Source organism: Spongiibacter sp. (genome assembly GCF_041602295.1).
Taxonomy (GTDB): Bacteria; Pseudomonadota; Gammaproteobacteria; order Pseudomonadales; family Spongiibacteraceae; genus Spongiibacter.
The window spans coordinates 1-7,665 of sequence record NZ_JBFIGO010000116.1; the positions used below are offsets into that span (position 1 = coordinate 1).

A 7,665-nucleotide genomic window follows, 5' to 3' on the forward strand; every position below is an offset into this window, starting at 1 on the left:
ATGACGCAAGTGTTTTTAACCCAGCTTTGGGTTGGCACGGACTAAGATCCCCCTCAGCACTGCCGAGCACGGCGCGGCCAGTGCGGGAATTGCGCGAGGACTGTTTGAGCCGGCAGGCGAGTTCCGCAGCGCCCGTACTGGCCGCGCCGCGCGCAGGGGATCGGCGGCGACTAGCCGACGACAGTGATGCGGGGGTGTGCTTTTCTTGCTTACTTCTTTTTCACACAAAAAGAAGTAAGTCGCCCAGCAAGGGCGAAACCCAAGCCAGCCGAAAAACGCTATTAACGAAAAAGATAAAAACAAGAACCGCGCTATTCCCTCAGCGCCCGGTGACGCGGCAATTTTACCGCCCGCTGGTATACCGCTCCGCCGCCTCAACTTCCACTTCAGCCTCGGCCTCCAGCAAGCGCACCTCTTTAAACAGGTGGTGGGCTGGGGTGTGCTCGGTCAGCGCATCAGCCGCCAGCAAAATGGCGGCCGCCGTCCAGGTGGGGCGCTCGTCTGGCCACAGCAGGTCTTCGACCATTTGGTAACCGGTCCAGTATTCGCCGTTGCTCTCGCGCCACTGGTGCAGCCAGCTGTACACGTTGACCGCGCGGGCGTGGTCGCCGGCGGCCAGCAGGGCCATGGTCAGTTCGCAGGATTCGGCCACGGTCACCCAGGGCTCGTCGGACACGCAGCGACAACCCAGACCGTTTTCAACAAATTCGTCCCAGCGCTTTTGCAGGTGGGCGCTGCCCTTGCTGGGCGGAATCACCCCGGTGAGTACCGGGTAGAACCAGTCCATGGAGTAGCGGGCCTTGCTTTCCCAGGTGCGGTCGAAGCGCTGGGGCTTGTTGCGCATGGCATCGCCGAGGCGCTGGCGCGCCTCGCGCCACTCTTCGCGGGGCTGGCCCAGCACCACGGAGATATTCCAGGCGCATTCCAAACTTTTATAAATTGAGGCGCAGCCGGTGATCAGCGCGTCTTCCATCGACTCGCCGTCGGCATTAACCGCCCAGTTAATTTCGCCGTGGGCGCTTTGCTGGCCGACCACAAAGTTGATGGCGCGCTGAATGCACGGCCACATAACACTGAGGAAGTCGCGGCGCTGACTGATCAGGTAGTGGTGCCACACGCCGGTGGCGACATAGGCGACAAAATTGGTTTCGCGGCGCTCGCGGTTGTCGATCTCGCCGCCGCGGTAGGCGGCCCACCAACTGCCGTCGGCCAGCTGGCTGTCGCGCAGCCACAGGTAGGCGCGCTCGGCGGCGTCGTATTCGCCGCCAATGCTCAGCCCCATGGCTGATTCAACATGGTCCCAGGGGTCGGCGTGGCCGCCGTCAAACCAGGGAATGCTGCCGTCGCTCTGCTGTTCGCGCAGCAGGAAGTCGACCGTGGGACGAAAGAATTCTTCCGGGTACAGCCCCTTGCTGAGAAACAGTCCGCTCATGCCGCCTGCCCTTTTTCAAAGTACATGACTACCGATTTGCCCATCACCGGGTTGAGGCTGCGCTCCACCGTGCGAGTGATCCACGGCCGGTCCATCAGGTCCCAGACCAGCAGCTTGTGATAGCTTTTTACCAGCGGGTTGTCGTCTTGTTCCCAGAAGGCGCACTTCAGCCACCAGTAGGGCGAGTGCAGGGCGTGGGCCCAGTGGCGGCGGTAAAAGCGAAAGCCGAGATTCTGAATTTGCTTGCGCAGCTCATTGGCCTTGAAAATGCGCAGGTGGCCGCCCTCGACCTGGTGGTAGGCGTCGCTCAGTGCCCAGCAGATTTTCTCTGGCCAGGCGCGCGGCACGCTGGCGCAAAACAGGCCGCCGGGCTTGAGGATGCGCTCGATTTCCTTGAGCACCGCCTGGTAGTCGGGAATGTGCTCGAGCACCTCTGAGCAGATGATTTTGTCGAAGCTGTTGTCGGCAAAGGGCAGGTTCATGGCGTCGGCATTGGCCAGCCCCAGGGCGCGGCGCTCGTCGCCGGCGTCGACAAAGTCGGCGGCGCGCTGCTGGGCGGTTTGCAGGTCTTTGAGGCAGAGATCGACACCGACGGCGGTGATTTCACCCTCCACATAGGCGGAGATCACATGGCGGCCTTCGCCGCAGCCCAGGTCCAGCAGGCGGTCGCCGGGCTGAAGTTTAAAGTGTTTGAAATCAACCGTTTTCACTGCGTAGTACCTGCTCGTAGTAGTCCAGCATCTGCTGGGCCGCGCGGCTCCAGCAGAACAATTCTTCCATTCGCGCGCGGCCGGCGCGGGCCAGTTCGTTGCGCATCTCGGCGTCGCTCAGCAGCGCGTCGATGCCGTCGGCCAGCGCGTCGCTGTCGCGCACCGGCACTTGCAGGGCGGCGTCGCCGGTGACTTCGGGCAGCGCGCCGCCGGTGGTGGACACCAGTGCGGTGCCGCAGGCCATGGCCTCGCCGGCGGGCAGACCAAAGCCTTCGTAGACCGAGGGCACCACGGCCACTTCGGCCTCGTTGTAATACTGCACCAGCTGCTCGGTGCTAATGCCCGAGGCAGTGGCGATGTGCTGGTGCAGGCCGAGCTTGTCGATCAGCGCCTCGGCCTCGCCGCCCTCGCGAATTTTACCCACCATTAACAGCTGCAGGTCGGGGTAGCGTGGCAGCAATTTGGCCACCGCTTCAAACAGGTAGCTCATGCCCTTGAGCGGCGCATCGGCCGACACCGTGGCCATTAGCCGGCGGGGGATTTTCTTCACCCCGGGCAGTGGCTTGAACTCCTCGGTGTCGATGCCGCAGTGCACCAGGTGGATGGCGGCGGGCTGCATGCCAAAGGCGGCGGCGATGTCTTCGCGCGAGCGCTCGGACACGGTGACCACATGGTGCAGCTGCGGCGCCACCATGCGCTGCATTTGAATAAAGCTGTGCCAGCGGCGGATCATCAGCCGCTCGCTAAAGCTGTTGGCCGCCTTGAGGGCAATTTTCAGGTCGCTGGTGATCGGGTGGTGAATGGTGGTGACCAGCGGAAAGCCGAGCTTTTGCAGCTTGAGCATGCCAAAGCTGAGGCTCTGGTTGTCGTGAACAATGTCGTAGTGACGGCCGTGGCGCTTGAGGTATTTAACCACCCGGCGACCAAAGCAGTAGGGCTCGGCAAAGCCGCCGCTGAGCTTGCTGGTCCACTCGATAATATTGGTCAGGGAACTCAAGTGGTGGGGACGGATCGAAGCGAGGCCGGTTTCAAACAGGTTCATGCCCGGCATTTTGATCAGCTTTACCCGCGGGTCGAGATGGGGGTAGGGCTGACCGGAGATCACGTCGACCTGGTGGCCGGCGTCCACCAGCGCCTTGCTGAGGTATTTGAGGTAGATACCCTGGCCGCCGCCAAAGGGCGCACTGCGGTAGCCCAGCAGGCAGATATGCAGGCGGCGCTGGGGGCGAGCCTCTTCGATAGGAATGACTTGGGCCGACCCGGTCGCCGCAACGACGGACTGGGCTAGCGCGGTTGGGTCTGATGACATAGCCGTTTTCGCTGTTTGTTAGGATTGTGTCGGTCTTGCCCGGCGGTACTGCGCCACGGCCAAAGTTACATGGGGTCGGCACGTGGGGCGCGGGCAGCCTCAGCTATTGCGGGGCGTGACGCCGCATGAGTGAACGGATTCTAACCATCGCTTGTGGATAAATCCACCGGCGGCCCCAATCGCGGCGCCTCGCGGTGATTACCACTTTGTCATGTTACACTGCTGAAACAGGCAAAAATGCTAGGAAAACCATGAAGATGCGAAAATTTTCAGCCGCCGTGATCGGCCTTTGCACGCTGCTGGCGGCCTGCAGCGGCCAGCCCGCCAAGTCCAGCGACCGCGGCCTGTTTACACCGCTGCCCCGCGATGGCGGCCTGAAGTTGTTTGAATACCAGCTGCGTGTCGAGTTGCCACCGGCTAAACCGATTCGCCACAGCGTGGACGCCAACCGCCCCCAGCCCCGGGAAAAATCCGACGACGAGCTGCTCAAGCAGGCGCAGCGGCTGCTCAGTCGCGACAGCCGGCTGCAGGAATACTGCCCACTGGGCTATATCACCCTGGAGCAGTACGCGGTGTTGAATGCCTTGAAAATTCGCGGCGAGTGCCGCTACACGGCGCCAGCCAAAGACGGCGCCTGAGCCGCCAGAGCGGCGGCTCGATAACGGCGCTTAGGCGACCGGGGTCAGCCACTCGGCAAATTGCTGACGACGACCTTTGACCTGGTCGAAGTAGCGGCTTTGCAGCTCGGTGGTGATCGGGCCGCGCACGCCGCTGCCAATCTTGCGGCCGTCCAGTTCGCGAATCGGCAGCACTTCAGCGGCGGTGCCGGTGAAGAAGGCCTCATCGGCGATATAGACTTCGTCGCGGGTGATGCGCTTCTCTTCCACTTCCAGGCCCAGCTCTTCGCAGAAGGCAAAAATGGTGTTGCGGGTAATACCGTCCAGGCAGCTGGTCAGCTCGGGGGTGTAGAGCTTGCCGTCGCGAATAATAAAGATATTCTCGCCGCTGCCCTCGGCCACATAGCCTTCGTTGTCCAGCAGCAATGCCTCTTCGCAGCCGCTGTCCAGCGCTTCGCGCAGCGCCAGCATGGAGTTGATGTAGTGACCGTTGGCCTTGGCCTTGCACATGGAGATGTTCACATGGTGGCGAGTGTAGGAGCTGCAGCGCACCTTGATGCCCTTGTCGCGGGCCTCGGGGCTCATATAGCTGGGCCAGTCCCAGGCGGCAACAATCACGTGGGTACGCAGGTTGTCGGCGCGCAGGCCCATGCCCTCTGACCCCAAAAACACCATCGGCCGCAAATAGGCTTCGTCGAGGTTGTTATCCCGCACCACCTGACGCTGCGCTTCGTTGATCACGTCTTTGTCGAAGGGCATGTCCATATTCATGATATGGGCGGAGCGGAACAGGCGGTCGGTGTGCTCCTGCAGGCGGAAAATGCAGGTGCCGCGGTCACCGGCGTGGTAGGCGCGCACGCCCTCAAACACGCCCATGCCGTAGTGCAGGGTGTGGGTCAGCACGTGTACACGGGCATCGCGCCAGGGCACCATTTCGCCGTCAAACCAAATTAGACCATCGCGATCGGCCATCGACATTGTCGTCGTCTCCTGAAAATTACTGTTATGCGCTCACTGTTCGCCGAGCAGCTGCTGCCAGATGCGACGCACCGCATCGCGCTCGGCAACCAAGCTGTCGCCACTGAGTCGGCCCTGCTGTTCCTGCAAGCTAGCCCGGTGGGACTGACTGCGAAACGCAATATAGGCCTCGATTAAGGCCTGGGTATCGGCCTCGGGAATCAAGCCCTGTTGTTGCAGGGATTCCAGGATCCGAATATTGTCGGTGTGGTAATGCAGCGGCGGGTGCTTGTGCGACCAGGCTAAAACGGCGTATTGCACCATAAATTCGATATCAACGATACCTCCCAGCCCCTGTTTGAGGTCAAATTCGCCGTTTTTTTCACCGCCAGCGGGCAACAGGTGCTTGCGCATTTTTTCGCGCATGTCCCGCACGTCACTGCCCAGCTTGGCAGCCTCGCGCGGCGTGGCCAAAACATCGGCGCGCAACTCGGCAAATTTCTCCGCCAGCACCTCATCGCCGGCCACCACTCTGGCCCGCACCAGCGCCTGGTGTTCCCAGGTCCAGGCCTGGCCGCGCTGGTAGTCGCGGAACGCCGAAAACGAGCTGACCAGCAGGCCGGAGTTGCCCGACGGCCGCAGCCGCATATCCACCTCGTAGAGCTGGCCGAGGCGAGTGTGGGTGGTGAGGATGTGAATAATGCGCTGACCGAGGCGGGTGTAAAACATATTGCCGTCCAGCGGGCGCTCGCCGTCGGTGCTGCGCCCGGCCGGCACATCGTGCAAAAACACCAGGTCGAGGTCGGAGCTGTAACCCAGCTCGATACCGCCCATTTTGCCGTAGCCGAGCACCACAAAGTGGCGGCGCGGGTCTTCGCCGCAGGGGCTGCCGTGTTTTTCCACCAGGTTGTGCCAGGCAATATCCACCACCGCCTCCATCACAACCTCGGCGATAAAGGTCAGGTAGTCGCTGACCTTCATCAGCGGCAGGCTGCCGGTGATTTCCGAGGCGGCTACCTTGAGCACATGGGCCAGGCGGAAATAGCGCAGCGCCTCCATTTGCGCTTCCAGGTCGTCTTCGGCAATGCGCAACAGGCGCTGGCGCAGCTCGCTGCGCAGGCCGTCTTTGTCGGGCACCGAGTACAGGCTATTGGCGTCGAGCAGCTCGTCGAGCAGCACCGGGTGGGCGGCCAGCTGCCGCGACACCCAGGGGCTGGCATCGCAGAGCCGCACCAGCTGGCGCAGCGCCGCCGGGTTTTCCATCAGCAGCACTAAATAGGCGGTGCGGCGCAGCACCGACTCGATCAGCGGAATCAGTCGCAAAAAAGCCCGGCCGCTGTCTTCCGCCTGCTGCACCTGCTCCAGCAGCAGTGGCAAAAAGTCATCCAGCCGCTCGCGAGCACTGCCCTGCATGCGCAGCACATTGGCGCTGCCCAGCAGCGCCAGCAAGCGCCGCGACACTTCTTCAGCATCGCTAAAGCCACTGCTGACCAGCTTTTCGCTCAGTCGCTCGCCGTCGCCATCGGCCAGCAACGCCTGCCAGTGTTGGATGGCGGCGCGGTCACCCCTGCCCTCTTCTTCCGGGGCGGCAATGACATTGCCAAAATGCTCGTCGACCCGCTGGCGGTGCTCGGCCAGCGCGGCGCTGAACGCCTGCCAGTTGTCGAAACCCATACTCAGCGCCAGCGCCGCCTGGGGTGCCGGGGCGTCGGGCAGCTGCTGGCTCTGCTCGTCGCGCCAGGCCTGGATGGCGTGCTCGGTATTGCGCAGAAAGATATTGGCGGCCTGCAGTTCGGCCACCACCGCCGTCGGCAGCAACTCCATGTCGCGCAACTCGTCGAGAATGCTGCGCAGCGGGCGCTGCTGCAGACTGGGTTCGTGGCCACCGCGAATCAACTGAAAACACTGGGCGATAAACTCGATCTCGCGAATGCCGCCAGCGCCGAGTTTAATATTGTGCTGCAGGCTGCGTCGCGCCACCTCGCGCTGAATCAGCGCCTTCATGTCGCGCAGTGAATCAATGGCGGAAAAATCCAGATAGCGGCGGTAGACAAAGGGCCGCAGGCGCGACATCAATTCGGCGTTAGCTGCCTCGTCGCCGGCGATGCAGCGCGCCTTGATCAGCGCATAGCGCTCCCAGTCGCGGCCCTGATCCTGGTAGTACTCCTCCATGGCGTCAAAGCTGACCACCAGCGGCCCGCTCTGGCCATAGGGCCGCAGGCGCATATCCACACGAAACACAAAGCCGTCGGCGGTGCGAGCATCCAGGGCCTTGATCAGCCGCTGACCGAGGCGAATAAAAAACTCCTGATTGTCGACGCTGCGGGGGCCACCGACGGTTTTGCCGGCCTCGGGGTAGCTGAACATCAGGTCGATATCCGACGACAGATTCAGCTCACCGGCGCCGAGCTTGCCCATGGCGATGACCGTAAGCTGCTGGGCCACGCCCTCGGGCGACTGGGGCTGCCCCCACTCGGCGCACAATTGCCGGTGCAGCAGCGCCAGCGCCTGCTGCACGCAGACATCGGCCAACGCCGACAACTCGGCGGCGGTGGCCGGCATATCGGCCAGGCGGTTGAGGTCGCGCCAGACAATGCGCAGCCAGTGCCGGTAGCGGAATTGACGCAGCACTGCGGCCAG

6 protein-coding genes are annotated in these 7,665 nt (G+C 62.7%); 1 reads left to right on the plus strand and 5 read right to left on the minus strand.

Annotated features, from left to right (window positions below):
* Positions 1–343: 343 nt before the first annotated feature.
* Genes ABYM29_RS13745 through ABYM29_RS13755 form a run of 3 tightly spaced genes read right to left on the minus strand, consistent with a single transcriptional unit; the run spans position 344 to position 3,451 of the window.
* Positions 344–1,432: a prenyltransferase gene (locus ABYM29_RS13745; RefSeq protein WP_372865348.1), complete on the minus strand. Its 1,089-nt coding sequence runs from the start codon at positions 1,430–1,432 to the stop codon at positions 344–346.
* Positions 1,429–2,142 (minus strand): methyltransferase domain-containing protein, encoded by a 714-nt coding sequence (locus ABYM29_RS13750; RefSeq protein WP_372865349.1) that lies wholly within the window; start codon positions 2,140–2,142, stop codon positions 1,429–1,431. The genes ABYM29_RS13745 and ABYM29_RS13750 overlap by 4 nt, the downstream gene beginning before the upstream one ends.
* A complete protein-coding gene (locus ABYM29_RS13755; RefSeq protein WP_372865350.1) occupies positions 2,129–3,451 on the minus strand; it encodes a glycosyltransferase family 4 protein in 1,323 nt (440 codons plus the stop codon). The genes ABYM29_RS13750 and ABYM29_RS13755 overlap by 14 nt, the downstream gene beginning before the upstream one ends.
* A gap of 251 nt (positions 3,452–3,702) precedes the next feature.
* On the opposite strand from ABYM29_RS13755, the gene ABYM29_RS13760 reads away from it, so the two are divergent.
* The gene (locus ABYM29_RS13760; protein ID WP_372865351.1) at positions 3,703–4,089 is read left to right on the plus strand and encodes a hypothetical protein; all 387 of its coding nucleotides are present in this window, start codon (positions 3,703–3,705) and stop codon (positions 4,087–4,089) included.
* A 30-nt stretch (positions 4,090–4,119) separates the two neighbouring features.
* Here the strand turns inward: ABYM29_RS13760 and ABYM29_RS13765 are convergent, their stop codons facing one another.
* Complete coding sequence (locus ABYM29_RS13765; protein ID WP_372865352.1) at positions 4,120–5,046, minus strand: branched-chain amino acid transaminase; 927 nt, start codon at positions 5,044–5,046, stop codon at positions 4,120–4,122.
* A 33-nt stretch (positions 5,047–5,079) separates the two neighbouring features.
* A partial coding sequence (glnE, locus tag ABYM29_RS13770; protein ID WP_372865354.1) for a bifunctional [glutamate--ammonia ligase]-adenylyl-L-tyrosine phosphorylase/[glutamate--ammonia-ligase] adenylyltransferase occupies positions 5,080–7,665 on the minus strand: 2,586 nt, incomplete at its 5' end.